Here is a 25291-nt window from a genome sequence, read left to right as displayed (position 1 = left end):
AAGGGAATCCTTTCAGCAGGGAGCTGTTTTTTTATGCCGCGGTAAAAATCATCAATCGTTAATGAACGACACTTTGGAGAGCCTGCTCCACCCGTGTGACTCCCTGGGACATGGCATGTCCTCCGCCGATTGCGGCCGCGACCGCGACCGTTTCCATGATTTCCTCGGCGTTCGCCCCTTTGCTCAGCGCTTCCTGGACGTGGTAGAACGTGCAGACCTCGTTGTTGGAAAAAAGCCCCATGCCCAGCGCAATCAGCTGCTTGGTCTTCGCGGGGAGCGCGCCGTCCTTGAAGCATTCGCCCGTAAACTGATGATAAGCGTCCGCAACCGCAGGCAGCTGTTCCTGCAGCTGCGAAATTCCGGCTTTATAGGCGTCGATCTTGGCGTCCATCGCCCCGCCGTCCGCATGTGTTAAAGAACTCATTGTATTCACCCCACTGGCAGATTCCGTTTGGTCTCCTGTAGAGTGCCCCAAGCGCCTTGCGCCAATACGAAAAGCAAATAACGGCGTCGGCGCCGTTCCGCTCCGCATATCTAACAGCCTGAACACCGGACGCTGCGCTTCAGCCTTCTTCTTCGTCTTCGGGCCGCCGGGGGTGCTCCACGATTTCCCAAGAGATTCCGATTTCCCGGTCCGCCCAGCTGCGGATATTGATCTCAACCGCTTGCAGAAGTTCCTCCTCCGTTAAATGATCCACTTTGCGATCCTCGATCTGAAGAAAAGCTTCTTTTATGTTCTCGCCGCCTACGGATAGGTCTATTCTGATTTTCACGGTTCCCGGCACCTCCCTATATATGTTTGTGGTCTTTGTAAGACAGTAAGCGTCCCGTTAGCTTCAGGCCCGGCCGTCCCGCCTTGCTCGCTCGGTGCGGTATGTTAGGGCTCACATCTTCGCTGCCGGTACTATTCATTGTCAATCCGGCGTCTAAAGGAGTATACTAGATAGAGTATTCAAGAGTCTGTCAAGACTTAAAAGGAGGCCAACCCGACATGGCGATCAGTCGAGCACGCAAGCTGCGGGACAAAAGTATCCGCGAAGGAAAACTCGATCCCGCAATCAAACGGAAATCGTGGACCGGCGTTCAGCCCGCCACCAAATCCACACCGACTCTGCAGGAGAAAAAAAGAAGAGTCGCGCACAAACATAAACGGAACTCGTTCCCGCATACGGAGGACGGTTCCGTTTATTATTTTACACCGGCATCTTCATCCGGGAACACCCAGGGCAGAGCAAGCGGGTTATAAGCGTTTAAGTAACGGACAAGCTGCTCCTTCTCGTCCGGCTTGAAGGTGTATTTGCAGGCAAAGCCGTTAAACAGCAGTTCCAGGCTGCGTATGCGTCCTTCCGGCGAAGCCAGAATATCCACGACGTAATAGGAATCCGGCTCGTCTTCGAAATGGACGCCAACGGCAAGATTCAGTTCGTTCTCTTCCGATATCACTTCCGCATAATCGATCTCCACGGGGCCTCCAACCTTTCTATTGAATACAACGTGCTGAATTTATTATAATATAAAAATCCACTGCCTGTCTTTGTCCGAAGACGCAGGAGTGACTAAGGAGGAAGAAACATGGCATATGATCCGCAGGTTGTTGAAGCAACCAAAGTAAGCGATAACCCGAAAAACGGCTTGTTTGAAGTCGTTGTCGTTCTGAAAGACCGTACACACGGCCGTATTTTCTTCGAACGCAATCTGCAATCCGGAGAAATCAAACCGTCCCGTATTTCCCGGCTGCTGAAGGAGCCTTGCCCGATCTGCCGCAAAGATTTCCTTTGCAACTGCCTGGATCGGTACCTGGACAACATTTCCGGCCAAGCCCTTCAAAAAATCGAATCCTAACCCTTCTCCGGAAGAAAGCATAAAAAGCCTGTGGAACGTTCATCCGTTCTGCAGGCTTTTTATATGCCGGGCGTATGAGATGCCCAGGGACACGGCATCCGTAAGGAATTGCGGGAAGGCCGGTGTGTTTATCCGACCAGGCGGGCGAGGGCGGCCAAGCATAGAAATACGAGGAGAAAAACACCCATCGCGGCATAATCGCGAGCCCGCATCCGGAGTGTCCGGCTTCGGGTCCTGCTGTCTCCCGTACGGCTGTAGCCCCTGATCTCCAGAGCCGTCGAGAACTCGTCGGCCATGCGGATCAGGGAGAACATGAACGGCAGCGTCATAATCCGGAACTCGGCAAGCCCGAGCCCGCTTTTACCGCTGCGTCCTTGTCCCCTTGCTTTAGCGATACGGCCGAACCGGTTCCACTGCCCGCCGATGAGCGGAATAAACCGGAACATAAGCGAAGCCGTCAGGGCAATGGCCTCCACCGGAAACTTCAGCCCCGCAAGAACGGCCAGCCCCTGCTCCACTCCCTGCTTCATTCGCAGATAACCCACCGTAAGCGGAAAAAGGACGCCAAGGACAAGCACCAGCATCAGATTCGATAACGCCCGGACCGCCGAGAGGGCCGCTTGGGGATCGAAGCCTATTGGACTTCTTCCTCCTTGACCGGCCCCAATCGTCAGTCCGGCGATGATAGCCGACAGGCCCGTGAAGATCAAAAAGGCGCGCAAGGGCTTCCAGACCGCCCTGAAGGAGACTTGCGACAGCAGGACGGCCAGCACGGTTACAGCCGCGGATACAGCCAGGCCGGTCAGCGAATGCTGTAGCAGGATCCCCGCCGACAAAAGCACATAGCCGATCCAGAAGGTTCGCGGATCGAAGCGGCGGCCGACCGGTAGAGCGGGCGAATTGGGGGCCGCTGCCGGGGATGTGCTGCTGCCGGAAGCCGGAGACCGGTCATCGGCCGGGGTGCCGGCCTGTACGGTCCCTGCGGCAGAAGAGCCACCCTCGATAGTCGGGGAGCCGGCCGGTATGCCGCATTCAAACGGGCCGGCTGAAACTACATCGGCCGGGGCGGTCGCGTTGCCGGAAGCGATGGTTGGCGGGCTGCCGGAAGCGGCAGACGCGCCAAGGCCGCAAAGCACGGCCCCGCGGGGCGCGCTGCCGAGGCTCACAGGCGCGTGCGCGGAGGCCGGGACGCTTAGCGCTGGCGCCCGCTCCTCCGTGGCGGCAAGGCCCGCCGCAGCAGGCGCGCTTTGCCCGCGCCGCGCCCCCGCCGCCAGTGCGGCGGCAATTGCCTGCGCCGTCTCTTCCGGCGCGGGAAGCCCTGCCGGCACGTCCACGCCGTGCCGGCGAAGCAGGCTGCCGAGCGCCAGCGCTTCCGGCAGCAGAAGCCCCGCGTCCCCCAGCATAGCGGGACGCGCAGCCAGCTCCGCAGGGGTACAGTCGTGTACGACTGTACCCTGCGAGAGCATCACGATGCGGTCCGCCACCGGCAGGAACGCATCGAGATCGTGCGTCGCGACGAGCGCGCCGCCGCCCGTCCGCCGCGTCCAGTCGCGCAGCGTGCCGGTGAGCCTCGCGGCCGCCTCGTGATCGAGGCCCGCCGTCGGCTCGTCGAGCAGCAGCCAGCGGGGCCGGGACACGAAGACGGACGCGAGGGCCGCTCTGCGCTGCGTGCCGCCGCTGAGCTCGTGAGGACGCTCGTCCAGCAGCTCCGGGCCGAGACCGAACAGCTCCAGCGCTCCGGCTATGCGGGCTTCCCGCTCTTCCCTGCTCAGCTTGAACGGCCTCAGCGTATAGTGAAACTCCCCCCGGACCGTCGCCGCGAAAAGCTGCTCGTGCGGATGCTGGAAAACAAGCGCCAGCTTCCGCCTCGCTTCCCTTGCGCTCTGTTTACTGCCCGGCCACAACTCGGTATCTCCGTACCGGATGCTGCCCCCGCCCGGAGCGGACAGCCCTCCCAGCATATCCAGCATCGTCGATTTACCCGCACCGCTGCGTCCCACGAGCAAAGTGATCTCTCCCGGCCCCGCGGTGAAGGATACGTTCCGGACGGCAAAAAAAGCCTCCGTCCCGCCGACGGATTTGGAAAGGTTTTTAACGTGCAGGGAGTCCATATCGCTTCAAAACCTCCATCAATTCGCCCGGCGTTACCGGCCGTTCTTCAATACCGAGGGCTCCCAGCCCGTGAAGCTCTCGCGTCACCTCTACCGTGTAGGGAAGCTCGTATCCCTGCTCCAGACAAGGAGAAGCAGCCGTTCCGATTCTTCTACCTTTGCCGCGAGAGCCTTCATCCGGCATGCTCCCATACAAAAAATCCCTCACATCGCCCGAATAGACGGTTTTCCCCTCATCCAGCACGATAACCTTATCCGCAAGAGCGAGTTCATCCAGCCTCTGAGTGATCCAGACGATAGTCACGCCCTGCCCGTGAAGCTGCGAAAGCGCTTCGAGTACCATCCTGCGCGAAAAGGAATCCAGCATCGAGGTCACTTCATCCATCAGCAGAACGGAAGCTCCGACAGCCAGCGCTCCCGCCACAGCCGTCAGCTGTTTTTGGCCGCCCGACAAAGCTTCGCAGCTGTCATGAAGCCTGTCCGCCAAGCCGACGAGCCCCAGTACGTGACGGGCTGTTTGGGGCATCCGCTCGGGATTCATTCCGGCGTTTTCCATTCCGAAGCACAGATCTTCGTAAACAGTCTCGCCGATAAGCTGGGTATCCGGATTTTGCAGCACCATGCGCATCCGCTCCCCGGCCGTCCAGCCGGGTTCGATAGATCCGCCCGCCGCCGGAATGAGCCCGGCCATCACTTTCGCCAGGGTGCTCTTGCCGCTTCCGTTGCGGCCGACGATGGCGAGCCACTCGCCTTTATGCAGCTCTATATTTATTTCGTTCAGAAGTGTTTGATCCGCGGCGGAGACGCCCTCCGCAGGCTCTCCTCTTTTGACGACGGACACTTCGTGCATTCTATAGGGGGATTGCGTAAGTTTCTCGTGATCGTTTTCCATTTCCCGTGCAAATACCTCCAGCCTGTTCACAACCCTATTCACAAAACCGCCCCTGCTGTGCTACAATGCGGATTGTCAACCAAAATACATATTACAAAGTTAACAAATGATTGGAGAAGATGCAATTGAAACGTTCGTCATTCACCGTCCGCGGGATTACGTTCAGCGCGATGTTTGCGGCACTGCTTGTTGCGCTAAGCTTCGTCAATATTCAATTCGGCTTTTCGCAGGTGCCTTTTACGCTGGCGAATTTCGCCATTATGCTGGCGGGAGCTCTGCTGGGCGCCCGTTACGGCTTTTTCAGCATTGCTCTCGTCGTAGGCTTGACGGCTTTGGGGCTCCCGCTTCTGCACGGAAGAGGAGGACTGGATCTGGTGCTCGGTCCGACAGGCGGGTTTATCTGGGCGTACCCTTTCGCCGCTCTGCTCATCGGCCTCCTGGTTCCGCGCATCAAAGGCAGCGGAGTCACCGCCTTCGTGCTTACTTTCTTGACTCTCTTCGTATTCGGCTCGCTGCTGCTGTACGTTCCCGGTGTTCCCTGGATGGCCCATGTCGTTACCAACATGACCTTGACCAAAGCTTTAGCCGTCGGCTGCTTTCCTTATCTCCCCGGCGATGCCGTAAAAGCGTTTATCGGAGCCTTGATCGTCCTGCCTGTCAGAAAAATGTATCCCGTTTCCCGGCTGGACGGTGCGGGGAGCGCCTGGGCTTCCAGGTAAGCGTTGTTTGGGTTTGCGCCCGCGTTTCATAGCAAAAGCCGTGTCTGCTTCCGCAGATCCGGCTTTTTTACGTGCGCTGCTATTTCTTCTTCGTGTTCTCTTCGAACGTCTTGATCTCTTCATCGGACACATTGCCGGCAATAATTCTCTGCTTGGGCATGATGTGCTGATTGCGAGCGATTACATGAGTCCGGACAAAATAAATCCCGTCCTCTTTAAACGTGTTTTTTACGCTATAGACCCCCTTGTCCTCGTAGGCTGCAACCACATTTACGGCGGTGTCGACGTTCTTGATATTCCAGATTTCGAACTGGATATCTCCCGCATCTTTGACGGGCTCCTGCCCCTGCTTGACCTCTACCTTCAGAACGGTTTCCTGGTTCAGCGGCACTTTTTCCGGCGCCATAATGGTCACGGTTAACCCCTCTGCGGACTCCTGCTTGGTCCCGCCCGAAGTGTTTGCCGTCTGCGAACAGGCCGATAGCGCCAGTGAAGCGGCCAATAACGTTATTGCGAGTATTTTTTTCATAGTAGACGCCTCCGGTTATCCGTTTAGCTTTACGGGCCGCGGTAACCTTCTATTCGAATCCACACGTTCTCACTCTCTTAGAATAGGAGATTTAAGCACGTTAAACAAGCCTTTTTTACAAACCCTTCCACGCAGCGGCATTTCTTATCGAAGCGGATAATACCGCTAAAAAATCGGATCAAAAGCGATAATATCCACGCAACTGCCTCAGCTGAGACGGATTCATTTGACACCCGGCCGAAATTGGCTTTAACTGATTTTAAGGGCTGGCGAACCTTCGCGTAAACAGCCGACCTCAAGAGAACGGAGACTATCGACCATGTACGCCCATTTAGAAGATTGCATAGCCGATTTGGAAAAAAACGGACACCTGATCCGCATCAAAGAAGAAGTCGACCCTTACCTGGAAATGGCGGCCATTCATCTAAAAGTCTATGAAGCGGGTGGTCCGGCGCTGCTCTTCGAAAAGGTTAAAGGCTCGAAGTTCCGGGCGGTTTCCAACCTGTTCGGCACGCTGGAACGAAGCAAATTTATTTTCAGACATACATGGCAGGACGCCGAAAACATCATCGCCCTTCGAAACGACCCGGTCAAGGCGCTTAAGCAGCCGTTCAAAACCGCGGGCAACGGCCTTGCCGCTTTTAAAGCCCTTCCGTTAAAAAAAACCGGCCTTCCCGGGGACTTCAGAGAAATCTCGATTTCCGATCTTCCCCTGATTCAGCACTGGCCCATGGACGGCGGAGCCTTCATTACCCTGCCGCAGGTTTATTCGGAGGACCCGGAGAAACCGGGGATCATGAACTCCAATCTGGGCATGTACCGCGTCCAGCTCACCGGCAACGACTACGAAACGGACAAGGAGATCGGCCTGCACTACCAGATTCACCGGGGCATCGGGATTCATCAGGACAAAGCGACCAAGCAGGGCGCTCCTTTAAAAGTGAGCATCTTTGTCGGCGGTCCTCCCGCTCACACGCTGTCGGCCGTTATGCCTTTGCCGGAGGGACTGAGCGAAATGACCTTTGCCGGCCTGCTTGCCGGACGCCGCTTCCGCTACAGCTATACGGACGGCTACTGCATCAGCCACGATGCGGATTTCGTCATTACGGGAGAGATTTATCCCGGCGAAACGAAACCGGAGGGCCCTTTCGGCGACCATCTCGGCTACTACAGCCTGACGCACCCGTTCCCGGTTCTGCGCGTGCACAAAGTGTACGCCCGGGAAAACGCGATCTGGCCGTTTACCGTCGTGGGACGTCCTCCCCAGGAGGACACCTCGTTCGGCGAGCTCATACACGAATTGACGGGCGATGCGATCAAGCAAGAGATCCCCGGCGTCAAGGAAGTTCATGCCGTCGATGCGGCGGGTGTGCATCCGCTTCTGTTTGCGATCGGCAGCGAGCGGTATACGCCTTATCAGCAGACTAAGCAGCCTGCGGAAATTCTTACGCTGGCCAACCGCGTGCTCGGCACAGGTCAGCTGAGTCTGGCCAAGTATTTGTTTATGACGGCGGAAGACAAGCAGCCGCTCGATTCCCATAAGGAAAAAGATTTTCTCGCCTATATCCTTGAACGGATCGATTTGAGACGGGACATACACTTTTACACGAACACCACGATCGATACGCTCGATTATTCGGGTACGGGCCTGAATACCGGAAGCAAGGTGCTTTTTGCCGCTTACGGGGATAAGAAAAGGAACTTGTGCACGGAAGTCCCCGCTGCTCTGACGGAACTTTCTCCCTTCGGAGGGGCACGGCTCGTCATGCCGGGCGTTGTCGCGATGCAGGGACCTGCCTTCGAGACGTACGAGAAGGCTTCGTTGGAGCTGGAGCATCTGTGCGGCGATATAGCGGGCAAAGGACCGCTGCCAGGCTGCCCGATGATCGTTTTGTGCGACGACAGCGAGTTTCTGAGCGCGGACTTCGCGAATTTTCTGTGGGCCACGTTTACCCGCAGCAACCCGTCGCACGATATGTACGGCGTGAACAGCGCCTACGAGTATAAGCACTGGGCCTGCGACAATGTCATCATTGACGCGCGCGTTAAGCCGCATCAAGCTCCGCCTCTCGTACCCGACCCGGAGGTCGAGAAGAATATCCGGCGGCTGTTTGCCCCGGGAGCAAGCTTGGGCGGAGTGTTGAAAGGCTAACCGGCAGCGGCATCTTTAACGGTTTTTAGCAACCGCAAACCGCACTGGACTTCACACATGGAAGGTGCCGAAGAACTTGGTCTCGCCCCAAGCGGGCGTACCGGCTGCAATCGATTGTTTGTATCGGACATCACAGGCTTCAAGCCTGTGGTGTTTTTTTATTTTCAGCAGGGAACCTATCGGTTGGATCTAACAGCTCATCCGTATTCAGCCAGGAAAATCGCTAAAAATAACAGCTGCTAATTTCGAAATTTTTCGGTAAATCGTTTTAATCTTTTCTCATACTTTCGGCGTGCAGTTTTTTTCAGTCGGCTTTAGTTTTCGGTTTATTTCGATGCGTACGCCATCACTTTAATCGTTCATAGGACCTTTCATTCAACGTCCGCCTCTTTCGTCATCCGTACTGTCCAAGCATCGAGCGAGTGCAGCATATCCCCGATTCCACGGCTGTTTTGGAGAGGAAAATAAACGGCTGCCGCACCTGCCAGCACCCCGATAATCGGACGAAACTTTTTGCCGCCGAGCACTTCAATCCGGCTGTAGGTGTAAAGCCCTTTCTCTGTCCACTGCCGGGCCAGATCCTCAGAAGAGATGATGTCGGCATGCGCAGCTCCGAAAGCTGTATCGTAATTGCCGGGTACCGTATCCTCTGGCGTCAGGAAGCCGTGTTTCGCGGATAAAATGACCCAATCGTAACCGCATGCTTCCGCGTAGGCCCGCGCTTTCCGGTTCAAGGTTCCGGTGTAAGCGTCTCTCGCCGAAGCCGGTCCGTGGGCGGCATCCCGGTCCCATATTTTTCTTTTGCCGGGAGGAATAATGCACAAGGTGTCCGATTGCATACTGGCTTCTCCATTCAAATGAGTTTGCCTTAAGTGTATCAGATATCATCTGCCAGTGCTCCCGAAGCCGGATCGGATCAGCAGATTTGACTCAAGTTACTAGCCTATTCCCCCTCCCTCTCTCATACGTTAGTAATAAACGAGCGGGAAAGGAGGCGGTTCTATGGCGATCAAGCCAGGCGCACTGCTGCCCGGCGATACGGTCGGAATCGTCACCCTGGGCAGTCCGCTGAGCGCCGAGACCATTCAGGCACGGATTGCCTATTTGCAAAGCTTGGGACTAAACGTTCTTCTGGGCCGATACGTGTACTCCGTAAACGGGTATCTCGCCGGAACAGACCGGGAACGCGCGGAAGATTTTATGTCGGTCTACGCCGATCCCCGTGTGAAAATGATCCTGCCGACAAGAGGCGGCGTAGGCGTCGCGGACATCCTGCCGTACCTGGATTATGCTTTTATCCGGCAAAATCCCAAAATCGTGTCAGGTTACAGCGATATTACCGTGCTGCTGAACACCCTCTATAAGCTGGCGGATCTGATTACGTTTCACAGCCTGCTGCTCCTCGATTTCAGGCCGGACACGCCGTCGTACAATTTCGAACAATTTTTTACGGCGACATCATCCATTGCGGCTCCCCGCCCCATCTCGAACCCTCCGGGCATTCCCTTGGTTGGTCGAGTTGCCGGTAACGTCTCCGGCCCGATCATCGGCGGAAACCTCACCTCCCTGGTGGGGTCGCTGGGAACGCCGTTTGAAGTCGACACCACAGGAAAAATATTGCTCCTGGAAGAAACGCACGAGCCGGTCAACACCGTGTACCGCTACGTCGACCAGCTTCGGCTGGCCGGTAAGCTTCAGGCTTGCGCCGGTATCGTCATGGGCGAATGCACCAACTGCGTGACCGCCTACGGCAAGACGTACGAGAACCTCATCAGCGAAGTGATCGTTCCCTTGGGGAAACCGCTGCTGACCAACCTCGCCTCCGGGCACGGCTACTACAAAGCCGCCATCCCGATCGGCGCCAATGTGAATTTGAACGCGTCAGCAACAGCGCTCACGCTGCTGGAGTCGGCTGTAAGGTATTGAACGTTAAAAGCTCACTCTGCCGCAAGGACGGGAGTGAGCTTTTACTATGCTGTTTACTATTCTACTGCTTTTCGTTAAATTTCATCGTTTGCAGTAATTGCTGAAAGTTTTCAAGCGAATTTTTATAAGTTTCCGTATAGGATGAGTTCCTGATCGTATAAAATCGGGAATCCGATTTGAATATGATAAGCGTATCAATTCTACTGTCCCAATCAAGATGGTTTTTGTAAGTCAATTGCACAGCGTCAAATCCGAACACACTCATTTGTTTTTCATCTAAGATATCTTCTTTAGAAATGGCCGCCTTCTTTTTGACAAAATCCACGTATTGTTTGAGCGTAAAGTTTTTGGTCTGCTGGTTTTCGGGTTCATCGGCTATAAATAACATCGTATAATTAAAATACTTTAACGCCAAGCGGATATTTTCCTCATCTTTTATGCTGATATAATCTTGAGCTACTTCATCCACTTCAGGTTGTATAGAATCAATTCCGGTCATATTTCTCCAGAGCCCGTATGCTGTAAAGCGGAACTTGTTATCGGTACAGTATATCAGAATATTTATGGTGTTTCACCTCAAATGTATTCGGCTTTACTTGCGACAAATGCAGTTGGTCTAATTCTTGGTTCCCAGGTTGTTGGGCGGCTCAATCATTTGATGGCAGAACGCAGTTTTCTTATTCTTGCATTAATTCTTTCTTGTATTAGTAGTGTTTCAGCATTGTCCGTTATTCTTTTACACGGGCCGTTAATGCCTCTAATCGCGTCATTATTTGTATTTATGGCTTCTATGGGCATGACATCGACATCCACATCCACTTTCTTACCGGCTTTATCACATTAGTGATCGTTGTTGGAATAAAGGATCGTTCTTTATCAGGATTAAAAATCCTATTAAGCAAAAGGCTCCATGGTGGGTGTGGTTAGGGGGAATCTTTGTTGTAAACTTTTTGATATAGGCAGGGTAACATTTTAGGGACACCGTAAGTATTTCATTCTCTAAACGCTATCCTTTATTTGTGGAGCTTCAATCTACTGAAGAGCTATGGTGATAACTTTTTACAGCACAACACATTGACAAATTACAATATGTTAGTATAATATGTCTCTATGGAGCAAATTGAAGTATTTAAAGCATTATCAAATGAGGCTCGTTTGCAAATCTTAGAATGGTTGAAGAATCCGGCAGTATATTTCTCTCCCCAAGAAGGGATTGATCTTGAAGAAATTGGGGTCTGTGTAAGTAAAATCACGGAGAAATTAGGTATGAATCAGTCGACAGCCTCTCAGTACCTTGCAATATTGCAACGAGCTGGTCTAATTACCGCTACTCGCATTGGTAAATGGACTTATTACAGAAGAAACGAAGATGCAATTAATCAAGTAGGGTTATTTTTGAAAAAAGAATTTAAAAAAGACTGAATCCAGGTTTCAAATCTGTTTTCAGTATTTTTTTCAGATTAAATATTTACAATTTGCGATATAACAATGTAATTCTATAATTTAGAAGGGAGTATAAACAATGAGTAATGAAAAAACAAAATTTGGTGCTGTAATTGGGGGTCTTGGTTGGAATCATATAGCGACATCCTCTTTTATTTACGCCTTATATATTGACATATTTTAATATGTTGATGTGTTAGAACGCATATTACTATTTTGTTTCATATCATCCATTCGTAATATGTTGATTCATTATGTGTACTTTTGTGATTTCTGCTTTATTGACTAACTACATTCATGTACGGAGGATAAGAAAAATGGATAAATTCGCTTCACATACAGGCTATTCAAACATGTTTAAAGAGAAGGAACTTACTCTCGGGTTGTATTTCCCTTTAGAGTCTTATGAGGGAAGTATCGCGGAGATGGATTTGGAACATCAAATGAACTTGGCAAAAAAGGCAGAAGAAGCACGCTTTGCTTCATTATTCGTTAGAGATGTGCCGTTAAATGTCCCAAGTTTTGGAGATGCAGGACAGCTATACGATCCATGGGTTTTTCTTGGTTACTTGGCTGCCCATACAAAACAGATTTCATTGGGTACCGGAAGTATTGTCACAACGCTACGCCATCCGCTGCACGTGGCAAAAGCAGCAGCTTCTGTTGATCGAATTTCTGGGAAACGACTTGTTCTTGGAATTGCTACGGGTGATCGCCCTAGCGAGTTTTCAGCGTTTTCAGTAGATCGAGAACAACGGAGTAATTTATTTCGAGAATCTTTGCATGTCATGAGAAAAGTGTGGAATGAAGAATTTCCGGAAATTCATTCACCAAGTCTGAACCTTCAGGATGGCGATCTGTTACCCAAACCGGAATTAAAAGATATTCCAATTTTGGTAACGGGTCATTCGACGCAGACGCCAAAATGGATAGCAGAAAACAGTGATGGCTGGTTTTATTACCCACGAAATATAAATAATCAAGCAGCGCTTATTAAAGAATGGCGTACATTGACAAATAAATTTAAGCCTTTTAGTCAGTCTTTATATATAGATTTATCAGAGAACCCGAATGAAGGTCCCACTCCTATACACTTAGGATTCAGAACTGGACATCAATTTTTAAATGAATACCTCAATGCTTTAAAAGAAATCGGTGTAAACCATCTTGCATTCAACTTGAAATATGGTCAGCGGCCGGTTGAAGAGGTAATCCAAGAATTAGGGGAGGAAGTGGTGCCATTCTTCCCGGCATTATCCAATAAAAAAGTATAAAGTTTTTCTGTTAGGTACGAGAAATGGCTTAAATCAGCGAGCGGCACGATAAAAAGGCTACGTGGATCATCTGGACATTATATGTGTATTTAATAGAAAACACATATAATGTCTAGTTTCAATTTAATATCAGAGTGTTACAAAACTTTCCGTTTCAACTAATATTTATAATTTATCCATTTTTGTGTTTAATATTAACTGAAGAAGGAGTGTTTTTTTTGGTGAAAAAGATGTTCTTAAATGACACTTTGATTTATTTACGTAGTTATCAGGAAGAAAAAACAAATGGATTGTATAAAGTTTCAGTTGATTTTAACGTAACAAGTGAAGAATATCATGACATTTCGACTTTGCTCTACAACGGAACATTTGACGTGAAGATTCCCGAGAGAGACTTAACATTTAGGGGAACCATTTATGAGTATTCTACTTCCCTTACTAATTTGTACGTAAAGGACCAAGTCGGACAATATAAATTGACTTTGATGGAAGTAGGTCATGAAGCAAAGGGCTGAGTTGGAATGAGATTAAGTATATTAGATCAATCCCCCATATCTTCAAATCAAACAGCTAATGATGCATTGATTGAATCAATGAAGTTAGCGCAAGCTGGAGAAGCACTAGGATATACAAGATATTGGATTGCCGAACACCATGATTTACCTGGACTTGCCTGCTCTGCACCTGAAGTGATGTTAAGTTATATCGGGGCTAACACGAATCGAATTCGAATTGGCTCTGGGGCTGTTTTGTTACCTCATTATCGACCCTATAAAGTTGCAGAAGTATTTAATATGTTAGCTACTCTATTTCCGTATCGGATTGACATAGGGATAGGACGAGCGCCGGGTGGATCAGCTGAAGCGACGAACGCTTTATCTGACAACTTTTTGGAAAAAGTTCGGGAGTTACCTGCGTTAGTGAAAGAATTACTCCATTTTTTAGAGGATGGTTTTTCAGCAGATCATGAGTATTCGAAGATTTCCGCGTCTCCCATACCTGAAAATTCGCCTGTTCCTTGGCTTCTTGGTACAAGTGAAAAAAGTGCGCTACTTGCAGCAAGAAATGGCATGCCGTATACTTTTGGTCATTTTATGAGCGACAATGATGGGATAGCTATCATCCAGGCATATAGGGATGCTTTTAGACCAAGAAAGGAAGCACAGACTCCACAAGTCATCGTAACTGTTTCAGCCATTTGTGGAGAAACTACGGAACAAGCAGAAGAAATTGCAGAAAGCTTTCTCATCTGGTCTCTGCAAGGGGAGGGACATCAAGGTGTTCCCTCGATTAAAGAAGCTAAGCAATACAAGATAACTGAAAAAGAAAAGGATTCGTTAAACAAAATGAGACCGAACATGATCATCGGCAATCCTCATGAGGTGAAACGGAAATTAATGGAGTTACAAACTAATTATCAAGCAGACGAAATCATGATTAACACAATTACGTACTCTCCGAAAGATCGGATTCAATCATATAAACTAATTGCAAAAGAGATATTTTCGAAAGAAAACCATTGAATAGGTGTCTGCTAATTCAATGAATAGTGCAGCCTTTATTTTTCGGTTCAGCCGAGAAAGAGCCAATCAAATTCAGGAGTGGTATGAAGCAGGGGCGATGGATATCTTAATCGTAAGACAGGAACATAAAGCAGATATATTCATAACTTAACAGTTAAGGCACAATCCTTCTTCAACAATCGGGCGCGATTATTGAACAAGAAGTAAGGGAGTTATACATATTAGTCATGTAAAATATGTATAACTCCTTATTTTTTATGACTTTTTTTGATTTAGGTCTTGATAAGAAATGAAATGCCCTCTTTCTCCCCTTTTACTGTTCGGGTTTGTTCATCCCAAGTAATGTTCAGATTCATCCGTTCAAAAATAGGCCGGATACGATCAGCAGCATCCCTACATAGTTAAACAACCTTCTTGACATCGGAACACGTCCTTTATGTATTTAAATTTCACGCAAAAAAAAGATCGAGCATTGGCGCTCGATCTTCCTCTGCACGCGCTATCATAACGCTATCTACTAAACTTGATCGTTATTGCCGGAACCCGGTTGCCCGGTAAACTTTGAACCTAATTGGACGGACTTTACGCATCAAGAGACTTGCTTTAATAGATTTAAAGCCCGTCCTTTCAGTATTTATTTGGCTTCTATAAAAGAATTTGAGATCATGATTGTCTTCCAATAAGAATAGTTCTCAAGAAAAATTTTGTCAATTATAAATAATAGAAAGGAGGATGGCTTTGCGTATACCCGCTTACGGAGCTCAAAATTCGAGACTGTCAATAGGCATCAGCATAGTCAATAGTTATTCACCTACATATCTTGAACTATGAATTTTTAATGAATACCTGATTAAAGGAGTGGATTCAAATGTCATTTTTACAACCTCCGCCGCCTCCTCATCCTCCTGCATTCGTACAACCAAATCCCTGTTTATATAAACTAACTTATGTCCAGCTCTGGACTGGAGAGAAATTCTGGTTCTATCCAATTAGTGTAGCGTACAATGAAGCTTCAGGTTATATATGGACTGGGGCATTCTGGGTCCGTTATCGGTTTGATCCAAGATTAGCTTATATCTTCGATTGTTCTCCCGTGCCAACGCTTTACTGAGCCCGCCACCATCTCGATGAACTCGTAATTCGCCGGCTTCGACTTCATCGGACTTTGCTCTTGAGAATTGCAGCTTCGCGATATTCGTACGACCTGGTTTACCCATGAAAAAACCCCTTCGAATAGACAACATAGAGACTATCTTAGCAGATGTCTCCATTTCGTTGTCTCCCGTAAGGGGTTAATACCCATCGTAAAAAACTACGTGAGAGGCTCCTGTTTCTTTTTTTAATATAAAATGCTCTTTCGAGTCTGAACTACTTCCTCAAGGATAATAAATTCAGAAGAATGACAACCGCTTCCGCACGAGTTGCCGGTGCTAGAGGAGCGAATGTCTGGTTATCCCGCCCTGTAACGAGGCCTTTGCTTACTGCAGCCGCTACCCATCCCCGTGCCCAGACGGGAATATCGGCTTGGTCAACGAAGGATATTAAATCTGGAGATTGTTCCACCAGATTCAATGCCTTCACCGCCATCACCGTAAGCTCTGATCTCGTTATATCCTGTTCAGCACGGAATGTGTTGTCTTGATAACCGGAGATAATTCCCTTTTTTACCGCCTTCGCGATGTCCGGCTTTGCCCAATGATCCATTAGATCGTGATCGCTGAACGTAAGCTCGGTCTCTTCATCCAGCTTTAATCCTCTGACGAGCAAGGAGGTAAATTCGGCGCGCGTGATCTTCTTGTTCGGCTGAAATGATCCGTCCGGGTATCCTAAAATCAACCCTTTTTTAGCGGCTTCTTGTATTTTTTCTTCTGCCCAATGACCACTCAAATCATTTAGGACGATGGCTTCCGTATCGTCTTTGTCTGGTTTGTCCGTTGGAATTTCGGGCTGTACATGGCCTCCATTATCCGTACCGTTACCATTACCGTTATCAGTTCCGTTACCGCTTCCGCTTCCGTTTCCATTGCCGTTGCCATTATCAGTTCCGTTTCCATTGCCGTTATCTCCCGGGTCAGGTTTAACCGGACCAGGCCCTTCTGTTGAAGCTTGGACGCTAAAATGAAGAGAACTCGGTGTCACCGACATTTCGCTTCCCTGTTTATCGGCAAGGATCGCTTGGACCACCTCAATCTTACCGCTTACAGCCTCCGTTGCTTTTTTGGCTTTAAATGTAAGCTTCAATAAGTCGGCGTTTCCTTGGATTTCTTGTCCCTCGCCGGCAATCACGAGCCGCAGCCGTCCGGTGTCTTCCGCCTTCGACTTGAGTATGGATACGCCTCTTTGCACAGACTCGGCTGAGACAAAATCCAGCACATGAGCATCATAATCGAGTGTCAAGTCATGGGCATACATATCGCTCACTGCTTTTTTGATTCGGTAGGTAACAATCAGCGGCTCACCCTTAATGACTGACTGATTTCCGCTTAATTCAGTATCCGCATTAGCTAGGACGACGGTCAATTTCTGTGCTTCTTCCATATTGCCGGCCTTGTCTATCGAGCGATATTCGATGTTATGCACACCTTTTTCTCGAATAACGACCTGACCTGCTTTAACTGCCATCCATTTCCCGTCATTGATTCGATACTCGCTCCTCAAAACACCCCAGCCGTTCGGATCGTCCACCGCGGTAAAGTGTAGGGTTACGTCCTTGTAATTCACTTGATCCGCTCCGCTATTTCCATCGACACGCACAGAGGTTGCAGGCGCTTTCGAGTCTTTAAGCAGCACTTCCAAATAAGCTTGATATTTTCCTTCTTCACTTTTGCGGCTTCGAATCGTTGAAGCCAAGTTACTTCCGACCTGCTGCAAAGCAAAACTTGCCACTTTGTCTCCTTGCTGCTGTGTCAGTACGAACGGAGTCACATCGAATTTACGCCATTGTTCCGGTGTGGTGAACGTAGCCACATCAATTTGTTTACCTGGCGCGGGCTTATTCGCAAAAGTTAAGGTTGTTTCTGTCCAGCTATCGTCGGGCACCTCATAAACGCCGATATCCGAGATATTACCGCTTCCGTCTTTCGTCTCCCCATATACATGAAGGCTCACAGAATGAATTTCCTGCAAAGAGGAAGGCAGCGCAAATTTCAGAAAAACTTTACGATCTGTGTTACCGCTTCCATTTCGAATATTTAAAAATCCTCTTGTTCCGAAATTGTTGTTCGCATCAGTCCCGCCATTGACGAATGTATCTTCTGTGACCGGAATTCGAACCTTTGCGGCCGGGTCAGGTTCATAATCGGTTTCCGCTGGAAGCTCCACTTCCTGATCCGGATTAATTTTCAATTGAATCGTATGGCTTTTTCCCAAAGAACCTCTAGTATCTACTTCTAGCTGCAGGGTTGGCAGCATTCGCAATACTTTCACGCTAGGATCATTTGTAAGCACCTGCGTAGCGGCGGCCGCCAGCTCCACTTTCACTTTGGACTGGGATTGCGTCGGGTCGGACACCGAAATCGTAAGCTCATCGCCTTTTTCCTTCATCATCAACGAAACAGGCTGGTAAGCGCGTATGCGATCCAACGTCCCCGGTACCCAAAAGTGAACGCCGGTCAAGCCCAATTTGGTTTCTTGAACACCTTGAATTTTCGCCGTGTTGCTCAAGATACGCACATCCGGGTTTTCACTATAAGATTGGGTAGCCGCCGCATTTAAAGTAGGCAGCAGCACGTAGGAATAAGATTGATCTGTCGGCTTGGTTCCATGATCAATCGCTAAGCTTACATAATTACGCGTGATGGTGTCCGTCGGGCCTGTCGGATTAATATCTCTCCACGAACCTTTTCTCGCTTCCCTTAAAGCGCTGACATTTGCCGTTTCGGGAAAATAATAGCCGATATCGGCTCCGGCTGCCGTACCTTGCAAGTTGGCCCATTTCACTCCTGTAAGATTCTTGGACCAGCCCAGATCACTCGACATAGTCTCGCCGTTCACAATCAGCTTGTTGTTTCCCGCCGAATTAATCATCCGGTTCTCAACAATCGTTTCGACTTTTCGGCTATCGGAGGTTGTGATCCCCGCTCCCAATGCAACAATCTCGTTATCGAACATAAACCACGATTTTTTTCCTGTTAATTTACTTCCCGGCGGAGCCAAGTCCATTCCTGCCGCACCGTACAACTGGTCCATCGATGCTCCGCCGACCCAGCTTTTAGAGGTTACTTTACTGCCTGTCCTTGGCAAGCCGTCAGAGGTTGTTCCCGGCATCCGATAGGAATCCACCGTCGGCCAGAATGCGTCTCTGAACTGAGCCGCATCATTATTGTACAAATACGTCATGCCGTCGCCCGTGTACCAGCCCTTCGAATGCTCGCCGTTGATTCCTCCCTCATAGTTGGAAATCCGCGAGGACGACATACTGATCGCATAGGCAAATCCCTTCCGCGCATGAACAATACGATCCATGGCCGAAAATTGATGATGGACAATCAAATCCCCGCGCGGAACGACAGACGTATCCTTCATTAAGGCTTTGAAAAGAACAAGATCCCGAATCGGCATGCCCTCATATTTGTTGGACACACTCGTATCCGATAAAACCCATTCTTTGACCATGCTCTTGTAACGGGCCGCAAGCTCAGGAGGAGCAAATTGCGACATCCGATTAATGGTCCACGCAGTTCCGCGGGTATTGTTGTTATACCGCGATACCGCCCGCCCGCTAACCATTTCCATCATATGTCCGCTGTAAATGAGCGGCTCGAACGAATTGGTGATCCAATCGTATGTATTCGCCAAGTTCGGATCTTGAATCGGCCAAGGCGAATCATTCAATATCGTCAAAAGCTTAGCCATATCGCCAAGCAGGACGCTTCCGTAACTTCCGGTATACGCAATATTATTATGCTGAATAAAAGAACCGTCGGCATAAAAACCGTCTCCGCTTGTTACCGGCGGGAACACCGAGCTAATGGAGCTGCGCGCCTGAACGATTTTCGTTTCACTTTTACCGATAACTCCTCGAATCAGTACCGCCAATGCTTTATCCAAAAGGTTTGCGCCTGTTTCTTTCAATGTGCTGCCCAGCCGTAGGGTGGGATCGGGTATAAACTTGTCAATCGTTCGGGTATAACGGGCAACTTGCTCAGGAGAAAGGTGATCATACATTAAAGTCATGATATCGCCGAGAGACAGAGGTGATCCGATTTCCCAGTCCCACCAGTTATTGTATTTCGCTTTATTCTCATTAAAGCGATTCGTATACATCCAATCCAAACCCGCAATAATAGCTTGTTTTAGCTGCTCATTTCGGTACAAGTTCGAGCCTGGAGTCGAGTAAGCAATCGCCATGTCTTTCAAACGGTTATAAGAAAGGGTAATATGGCTTGAATCCGTCGTACTTGCATAATCCGCCCACAACGATTTGCGGGCCGGGTCTTTAAGGAGCAAGTCCCAAAAGCCGGTTTTTTGGTCGTTGGTTACCTTTTTGGCATTGGCCTCCACCGCTTGACGAATTTCTTCATCGTTCAAATCGATTTGCTGGCCGCCCGTCAAAAACGCAAGCCACTTGTCCCTCATGGAATCAATCGGGTCCGGCTGCTGGGCCTGAACAGAAACGGGATAAGAGGTAAAAATGAGCGCGACTACCGTTAAAGCAATGACTGCAACTTGTAAAATGGACTTTTTCATGAAAATAAACACTCCTTTCGTTCATCTAACTGACTTATGGAAAAATCCGCTCCGTGAACCACATCAGGTCACTACGATCGATTTTATGGTCTCCATTCACATCAGCAGCCTTTACCGTTTCCCACTCCGGTCTGTTTGTATCTTTACCGAAATGTGCGGCTGCCATGGCTAAATCACCGATGGTTATTTTTCCATCGTTTGTAAGATCACCCTGGATGCTTGCTTCTTTTACCGTAATCTCACTTGTCGCCGTAAAAGTACCGTCTTCTGTCATCACCGTTACGATCGCCTTCCCCGGCTTCAAAGCTGTCAGAACAGCAAGAGGACCTTGAGCTTCTACCTGTACAACATCTTTGTTGTCTACCCGCCACTGGAGCGATAAACCGCTTACATTTCCAGGCGTCACTCGGGCCGTTAAGACTGCGGTTTGCATCTTTTCCAGCGTTACGTTCGTTTGGTCCAGCGCCAGGCCCGTCACGCTGTTCCATTTGACTAAAGAAATATCATCAAACCACACCGTGCCTGTCCCTGTTTCGAAAAATGGTTCCAGCCGGATATAGTTCGCTTCCTCTGGAGTGGATATGATGACTTCCCGCTTCATCCAGTCCTGAGTCCCCGTTAATTCCTCCGTCGAGGGCCCGGACCCTATCTTGTCATCTTGCGTTTTCCCGTCAAGACCTTTGATGCTTTTAAAAAACTGCGTTCTTACAAATACGCCGATGCCTGAATTGACATCCTTCGTTTTTACCCAAATGCTCAGTTTATACGTTTGTCCACCCGTAATCGGTACATCTTGAGAAAGGCCCGTTCTGCTCAGTGCCAAATGTTCAAGCTGGACCGCTTGAGTCCCCGTATGGTAAACATCCCTAGTCACAGAGGCCTTTCCTGTCCCGCTTGCTAACCATAACCCCCAACCAATGGGTTCAACTCCGGCTTCCCACTTTCCTGCCCCAGACTTTACACTTTCAAATCCGCCATTTGAAACCAAATCCGGCTGCGGCTCGCTTGCATGGACGGCCGTCCCAAATGAAAGCGCCTGCATCATGAAGCAAAAAAACAAAATTACAGAGATTCTTTTGCTTATCGATGTCATTCCACTTCGCTCCTCTCTCATTCTAAATCTCAAGAAAAAATTTCTCTCAACAATATCATAGAGAAATATTTAGCAGCGTCATAGTTCATTATTTTGCTCTATCGTGAACGATTTTGACTTCATTAGGTCTATTTTTTACCTTAGACTGGCATCTTTGCAATAAACACTTCCCTTTCGTATTAGCGGGGGAGGCAGATGGCTTGGGGATTCAGGAGTCAAAATAAAAAAATACCGCCCTTCAGTGGATTTTTGCAAACCCAATAAATAACGGTATTGGTTGGTATGCTACATAGAAGTTCCCTGCCGCGCATTGAAAAGCGCACAATGCTCTCAATACGGCGAGAAGTATTAGGATTCGGATGATACGGAAGTCATCAGGCAGTTAAGAGAACTAATCAAACGATAATAATACATCGCCTGATAAAATAATAAACCAGTAACCGGTCTCCTTCTGTTACTGGTTTATTCGCTTTAACTTATCAACTTTTTCTTCTGTGCTTCAAACTCATCTCCGCTTATTATTCCCTCATCTCTTAGCTGGACAAGTTTTCTAAGTTCATCAGCAACGGCCACATTTCCTTGAGAATTATTGCTACCCGTTGAAGTCTCTTTTCGCTTATCCTCCTCGTCGGCTTGCTTGATAAGAACACCGATCAATTGATGGCAATGATATGCTGTGTTGTAGCCATCTTTATATTCCTGACTGTTCTTTGCATATGCGGAATATTCCGAATCTAAAAATGCAATCTTACATATCGGGTTTGCTGTATCATTGACAATCACGTTCAACTCAATCTTCTTCACTTTTTCTTGGCTTGTCGTCGAGCCAGAAAGTCCTCCTATCAATGCCCCTACTCCTCCAGCAAGCAAACCGCCTAACAACGCTCCTCCTAATTGGCTGCCCCTATTCGTAGAAGTAACACTGATACCATCAGTCAAAATCTCAGATTTCAAAATATCATGATAGCTATAAACTCTATCTTTGTATAAATTAAGGGATACGAATGATATTTGCTTGTTCGTCTCGTCGATAGATAATGTAACATCTCCGTTAGCTGATGTGTACCGTTGTGACGATTTGTAGTTGGGAATACGCTTTAACCTATCATCCGTTTCATGTCGCATCTGTGCCATTTTTTCTTCTTCAAGTTCTTTATGCTTCTTATAGCAGTACCACGAACTAATTCCAAATCCTATAAACAGAACCCATGCTACAATTGGATAGTTGCCACCGCCACGAGTTGCAAAAATTACAAAAAAGAAAATAAATGCCATGAATGCTGAAATACCACCAAGAACCCCAAACATATTATGACCTCCAAGTTGTTGTTATAAATACTTTTTATAATATCGTTTATATCGGAAAAATCTGGTATCGACATTACATATATTTCTGATATTGACCGCGGGGAACGAAACATTTCAATGGAAACGTTGGAGAAAGTGATTATCGCTTTATAGCAGTAAATCCCGTCGAAGTATTTAGATTCGAGGGTATTGAAAGCACTTGAGGAACAGTCTGATAAGAAGAAGTTAATGCAAGCGCTAACCTTGTTATCAAGCTGAAATTCAAAATCGGTCATAAAAAATGTCACTCCTCTACTGGAAATTTTGCATCCAATAGATAAGTGACATTTATTGATTCGATGAAAAGTAATTAGTTGCCTTTGAACCGACATTTCCATACCCAAAACAGAAAATTAGTTGGGATCTAATTTCAAAAATCTACGCCTACGTTCAGCTTACCTTATGCTCAATTCGCAGCTTATCCGCCACCATCGCGATGAACTCGCTATTTGTCGGCTTCGACTTCGAAATATTCACGGTGTAGCCGAAAATAAACGAGATGCTGTCGATGTTGCCGCGCGTCCAGGCGACTTCAATCGCGTGCCGGATGGCGCGTTCGACGCGACTCGGGGTAGTCTTGTATTTTTCCGCAATGGCGGGATACAGCGTTTTGGTGATGGCGCCGAGAATTTCGATGTTGTTGTACACCATCGTGATCGCTTCGCGCAGATATTGATATCCTTTAATATGCGCAGGTACGCCGATTTCATGTATGATGGTCGTAATATTTGCGTCCAGATTTTTGCTTTTCGGCATATGAACGACATTAGCTTTCATGGAACTGGTCGACGTGACAGCCGGCTGGTTGCCCACCAGTTGACGAATCCGGTTCGTCAGAACCTCCATGTCAAACGGCTTCAAAATATAATAGGAGGCGCCAAGCTGCACGGCTTTCTGCGTAATATTCTCTTGGCCGAAGGCCGTGAGCATGATGATCCGCGGAGTCGGATTTAAGTTCATTTCGCGAAGCTTCTCGAGTACACCCAGGCCATCCAGATGGGGCATGATGATATCCAAAATGAGAATATCAGGCACATCCTTCTGCGTTTCCATAAAACGGAGCACTTCGTTTCCGTTATAGGCGATGCCTGCAATCTCCATATCTTCCTGTTCACTGATAAATTCGGAAAGTAAATGTGTAAACTCTCGGTTGTCGTCCGCTAACAAAACTTGAATCTTTTGCAACTTGAAAGCCTCCTTTATTTGTAAAAAAATCGAGGGTTTTCTAATTCCTTGTTGTATCATTTCGACATACCAAATCAAATTCCTTCTGTCGAAAAATTATTTTCTTTATTTTTGTGAGCCGTTATTTTATAATAGAGTTTTATTTGGTTATTTCAACATTTTTCGACAAATCGTTCGTAAAAAAGAAAGAACCAAAGGCTAGCTCGCCTTCAGTTCTTTCGCATCTGATTCGGGTCGGAGCAGTATTCCTGCATCCTGGAGCATCCATTCGATAAAGCAGCCATACCCGCTGGACGGATCGTTCACGAATACGTGGGTAACGGCGCCGATCATTTTGCCGTTCTGGATGATCGGGCTTCCGCTCATCCCCTGCACGATACCGCCTGTCTTCTCAAGCAGCCGTTTGTCGGTTACCTTGATGACCATCCCCTTGGTTGCCGGGCTCCCCTGCTTGGCCACATGCATAACCTCAATATCGAACTTCTCCACTTTCTGTCCGTTCACGACCGTGTAAATTTGAGCGGGTCCTTCTTTTACCTCTTCCGCGAATGCGACCGGAATGGGAGTTCGGGATAAACTATACTCAGGAGCTTCTTCCATTTTACCGAAAATGCCGAACGGGGTGTTTTTCTCGATCGACCCGATCACCTTGCTGTCCCGGAAAATTTGCGCATGCTTCTCGCCGGGCTCGCCGTTCTGGCTTTTGGCGATCGACGTTACGTTGGAGTGAACGACCTCGCCGCTGCCGACCACGATCGGAGTCTGGGTGTCCATATCGGTAATCACATGGCCCAAAGCGCCGTAAACGTTCTGCTCGGGGGCGTAGAAGGTCAGGGTGCCCACTCCCGCCGCGGAATCGCGGATGTACAGACCGAGCCGGTAAGACTTATCCACGACGTCATACGCAGGCTTCAGCTTTAGCTCGAAGCGCTGATTGCCTCTTTGAACCGTCAGCTCCAGCGGTTTCTTGCTTTGACCGGCTTTATTCACGAGACCGGACACTTTGGACACGTCCGCCGAAGGACTACCGTTGATCGCAACAATCAAATCACCGACCTGTACCTTCGCTTCTTCACCCGGCGAGATCTTCTGCTTCTCGGTCACGGCGACCAGATGATGGCCTACAACCAGAATGCCGGCTGACTTGATTTTGACGCCAATGGTTTGCCCGCCGGGGAGGACTTTCAGGTCCGGCACGACATTTACCTTAACGGTCTTGAGAGGAATGGCTCCGAACAGCTTCAGTTTCATCTCGGTATAACCCTGCTGCTTGGACTGGAGGGAAATCGGATCTTTCAAATTAACTTGAAATGAGTGCCGGGAGTTCCCGTTAACCTTGACTATTTCAGGGTCTTCCACCGTAAGCATGGCGTTGACCGGCATGGAAAGCCTGAGTTCTTTGGCTTGCCCGCTAAAAAGCCGGAGCTCATCGGGGAAGGAGGCGAAGCTTTGGAAAGGGGCGGATACACTTAGGATACAAACGAAGAAAACGAGCAGGAGACCGATGAATCTTCTACGACGATTCGATTTCACAAGACACCCTCCTTCTGCTTTCTTGCCCTGACGA

General features: G+C 48.8%; 23 protein-coding genes. 10 read left to right on the top strand and 13 right to left on the bottom strand.

The features are described 5' to 3' along the window. Window positions 1-58 precede the first annotated feature (58 nt). Both AC58P5_RS15150 and AC58P5_RS15145 read right to left on the bottom strand, forming a co-directional pair. The gene (locus AC58P5_RS15150) at window positions 59-424 is read right to left on the bottom strand and encodes a carboxymuconolactone decarboxylase family protein (protein ID WP_497387837.1); all 366 of its coding nucleotides are present in this window, start codon (window positions 422-424) and stop codon (window positions 59-61) included. A gap of 139 nt (window positions 425-563) precedes the next feature. Next, entirely contained in the window at window positions 564-773 is a 210-nt protein-coding gene (locus AC58P5_RS15145) for a hypothetical protein (RefSeq protein ID WP_497387836.1), read from the bottom strand. 218 nt (window positions 774-991) lie between these two features. Between AC58P5_RS15145 and brfA the strand changes: the two genes are divergently transcribed. After that, window positions 992-1246 (top strand): ribosome rescue factor BrfA, encoded by a 255-nt coding sequence (gene brfA / locus AC58P5_RS15140; RefSeq protein WP_497387834.1) that lies wholly within the window; start codon window positions 992-994, stop codon window positions 1244-1246. On the opposite strand, the gene AC58P5_RS15135 is transcribed toward brfA, so the two are convergent. Then, window positions 1189-1464 carry a hypothetical protein gene (locus tag AC58P5_RS15135; protein ID WP_497387832.1) on the bottom strand — a complete coding sequence of 92 codons (276 nt, stop codon included), beginning with the start codon at window positions 1462-1464 and terminating at the stop codon, window positions 1189-1191. The two genes, brfA and AC58P5_RS15135, sit on opposite strands and share 58 nt — an antisense overlap. Before the next feature lie 108 nt (window positions 1465-1572). On the opposite strand from AC58P5_RS15135, the gene AC58P5_RS15130 reads away from it, so the two are divergent. Next, window positions 1573-1842, top strand: a complete 270-nt coding sequence (locus tag AC58P5_RS15130; RefSeq protein ID WP_103995191.1) for a hypothetical protein — start codon at window positions 1573-1575, stop codon at window positions 1840-1842. Between the two features lie 128 nt (window positions 1843-1970). Here AC58P5_RS15130 and AC58P5_RS15125 read toward each other — a convergent pair whose 3' ends face one another. Together AC58P5_RS15125 and AC58P5_RS15120 are read right to left on the bottom strand one after the other, a co-directional pair. Continuing rightward, window positions 1971-3953: an ATP-binding cassette domain-containing protein gene (locus AC58P5_RS15125; protein ID WP_497387831.1), complete on the bottom strand. Its 1983-nt coding sequence runs from the start codon at window positions 3951-3953 to the stop codon at window positions 1971-1973. Then, window positions 3934-4887, bottom strand: a complete 954-nt coding sequence (locus tag AC58P5_RS15120; protein WP_497387830.1) for an energy-coupling factor ABC transporter ATP-binding protein — start codon at window positions 4885-4887, stop codon at window positions 3934-3936. Before AC58P5_RS15120 ends, AC58P5_RS15125 begins: the two co-directional genes overlap by 20 nt. A gap of 77 nt (window positions 4888-4964) precedes the next feature. Between AC58P5_RS15120 and AC58P5_RS15115 the strand changes: the two genes are divergently transcribed. Then, window positions 4965-5564 carry a biotin transporter BioY gene (locus tag AC58P5_RS15115; protein ID WP_497387828.1) on the top strand — a complete coding sequence of 200 codons (600 nt, stop codon included), beginning with the start codon at window positions 4965-4967 and terminating at the stop codon, window positions 5562-5564. 79 nt (window positions 5565-5643) lie between these two features. On the opposite strand, the gene AC58P5_RS15110 is transcribed toward AC58P5_RS15115, so the two are convergent. Then, window positions 5644-6093 carry a FixH family protein gene (locus tag AC58P5_RS15110; protein WP_497387826.1) on the bottom strand — a complete coding sequence of 150 codons (450 nt, stop codon included), beginning with the start codon at window positions 6091-6093 and terminating at the stop codon, window positions 5644-5646. Between the two features lie 319 nt (window positions 6094-6412). Here AC58P5_RS15110 and AC58P5_RS15105 point away from each other — a divergent pair, with 319 nt between their 5' ends. Then, window positions 6413-8245 (top strand): UbiD family decarboxylase, encoded by a 1833-nt coding sequence (locus AC58P5_RS15105; RefSeq protein ID WP_497387824.1) that lies wholly within the window; start codon window positions 6413-6415, stop codon window positions 8243-8245. A gap of 371 nt (window positions 8246-8616) precedes the next feature. Here the strand turns inward: AC58P5_RS15105 and AC58P5_RS15100 are convergent, their stop codons facing one another. After that, window positions 8617-9084 carry a DUF6884 domain-containing protein gene (locus AC58P5_RS15100; protein WP_497387822.1) on the bottom strand — a complete coding sequence of 156 codons (468 nt, stop codon included), beginning with the start codon at window positions 9082-9084 and terminating at the stop codon, window positions 8617-8619. A 163-nt stretch (window positions 9085-9247) separates the two neighbouring features. On the opposite strand from AC58P5_RS15100, the gene AC58P5_RS15095 reads away from it, so the two are divergent. Continuing rightward, on the top strand, window positions 9248-10171 hold the full coding sequence (locus tag AC58P5_RS15095; RefSeq protein ID WP_497387820.1) for a S66 peptidase family protein: 924 nt from the start codon (window positions 9248-9250) through the stop codon (window positions 10169-10171). Between the two features lie 61 nt (window positions 10172-10232). Here the strand turns inward: AC58P5_RS15095 and AC58P5_RS15090 are convergent, their stop codons facing one another. Next, a complete protein-coding gene (locus tag AC58P5_RS15090; protein WP_497387818.1) occupies window positions 10233-10670 on the bottom strand; it encodes a hypothetical protein in 438 nt (145 codons plus the stop codon). 611 nt (window positions 10671-11281) lie between these two features. Between AC58P5_RS15090 and AC58P5_RS15085 the strand changes: the two genes are divergently transcribed. The 4 genes from AC58P5_RS15085 (at window position 11282) to AC58P5_RS15070 (ending at window position 14411) form a co-directional block, all read left to right on the top strand. After that, on the top strand, window positions 11282-11593 hold the full coding sequence (locus AC58P5_RS15085) for an ArsR/SmtB family transcription factor (protein ID WP_497387816.1): 312 nt from the start codon (window positions 11282-11284) through the stop codon (window positions 11591-11593). Between the two features lie 338 nt (window positions 11594-11931). Beyond that, window positions 11932-12888, top strand: a complete 957-nt coding sequence (locus AC58P5_RS15080; protein WP_497387814.1) for an LLM class oxidoreductase — start codon at window positions 11932-11934, stop codon at window positions 12886-12888. 218 nt (window positions 12889-13106) lie between these two features. Next, entirely contained in the window at window positions 13107-13403 is a 297-nt protein-coding gene (locus AC58P5_RS15075) for a DUF3219 family protein (protein WP_497387812.1), read from the top strand. Window positions 13404-13409: 6 nt separating this feature from the next. Continuing rightward, entirely contained in the window at window positions 13410-14411 is a 1002-nt protein-coding gene (locus AC58P5_RS15070; protein WP_497387810.1) for an LLM class flavin-dependent oxidoreductase, read from the top strand. A 1368-nt stretch (window positions 14412-15779) separates the two neighbouring features. On the opposite strand, the gene AC58P5_RS15065 is transcribed toward AC58P5_RS15070, so the two are convergent. The 3 genes from AC58P5_RS15065 to AC58P5_RS15055 form a co-directional block, all read right to left on the bottom strand. Beyond that, on the bottom strand, window positions 15780-20099 hold the full coding sequence (locus AC58P5_RS15065; RefSeq protein WP_497387808.1) for a polysaccharide lyase family 8 super-sandwich domain-containing protein: 4320 nt from the start codon (window positions 20097-20099) through the stop codon (window positions 15780-15782). A gap of 34 nt (window positions 20100-20133) precedes the next feature. Continuing rightward, entirely contained in the window at window positions 20134-21192 is a 1059-nt protein-coding gene (locus AC58P5_RS15060; RefSeq protein WP_497387806.1) for an Ig-like domain-containing protein, read from the bottom strand. 471 nt (window positions 21193-21663) lie between these two features. Further along, entirely contained in the window at window positions 21664-22500 is an 837-nt protein-coding gene (locus AC58P5_RS15055; protein ID WP_497387804.1) for an SHOCT domain-containing protein, read from the bottom strand. A gap of 27 nt (window positions 22501-22527) precedes the next feature. Between AC58P5_RS15055 and AC58P5_RS15050 the strand changes: the two genes are divergently transcribed. Continuing rightward, entirely contained in the window at window positions 22528-22653 is a 126-nt protein-coding gene (locus AC58P5_RS15050; RefSeq protein WP_497389089.1) for a helix-turn-helix domain-containing protein, read from the top strand. A gap of 276 nt (window positions 22654-22929) precedes the next feature. On the opposite strand, the gene spo0A is transcribed toward AC58P5_RS15050, so the two are convergent. Beyond that, window positions 22930-23724, bottom strand: a complete 795-nt coding sequence (gene spo0A / locus AC58P5_RS15045; RefSeq protein WP_497387802.1) for a sporulation transcription factor Spo0A — start codon at window positions 23722-23724, stop codon at window positions 22930-22932. Window positions 23725-23922: 198 nt separating this feature from the next. Continuing rightward, on the bottom strand, window positions 23923-25257 hold the full coding sequence (gene spoIVB, locus AC58P5_RS15040) for a SpoIVB peptidase (RefSeq protein WP_497387800.1): 1335 nt from the start codon (window positions 25255-25257) through the stop codon (window positions 23923-23925). Window positions 25258-25291 lie beyond the last annotated feature (34 nt).

The sequence above is a fragment of the Paenibacillus sp. JT31N7 genome (genome assembly GCF_059692095.1).
The sequence above is the reverse complement of the archived record's forward strand: the minus strand, read 5'-3'. Positions and strand labels throughout refer to the sequence as shown.